Raw genomic sequence first — 358 nt, 5'->3', positions numbered from 1 at the left:
GTTATACTATTTTTGTAGTGTAAATATGGGAGGTAGTTGAAATATGAAATATCATATTGAAGAAATGATATCAGAGAAAAGTATATCTGATAAAGTATTAGAAATTGCTGAAAAAATAAATGAAGAATTTAAGGGAAAAGATATTTTGGTAATAGGTCTTTTAAGAGGTTCTTTAATGTTTTTAGCAGATTTATCAAGAAAATTAGACAATGTAATAGAAATAGACTTTATGTCAGTTTCAAGATATGGGAGCAGTATGAAAACTAGTGGAGAAATTAAAATTTTAAAAGATTTAGATGTTTGTATTGAAGGAAAGAATGTAGTTTTTGTTGAAGATATAATTGATGTATCTTATAAA

The 358-nt window shown here is 24.6% G+C and carries 1 protein-coding gene; it reads left to right on the top strand.

Annotated features, from left to right (window positions below):
• Positions 1-43 precede the first annotated feature (43 nt).
• The coding region (locus AWT72_RS08960) for a phosphoribosyltransferase (protein WP_306765445.1) at positions 44-358 on the top strand (315 nt) is incomplete at its 3' end.

Origin of the sequence: Oceanivirga salmonicida, from assembly GCF_001517915.1 — a bacterium.
GTDB lineage: Bacteria > Fusobacteriota > Fusobacteriia > Fusobacteriales > Leptotrichiaceae > Oceanivirga > Oceanivirga salmonicida.
The sequence above is the reverse complement of the archived record's forward strand: the minus strand, read 5'-3'. Positions and strand labels throughout refer to the sequence as shown.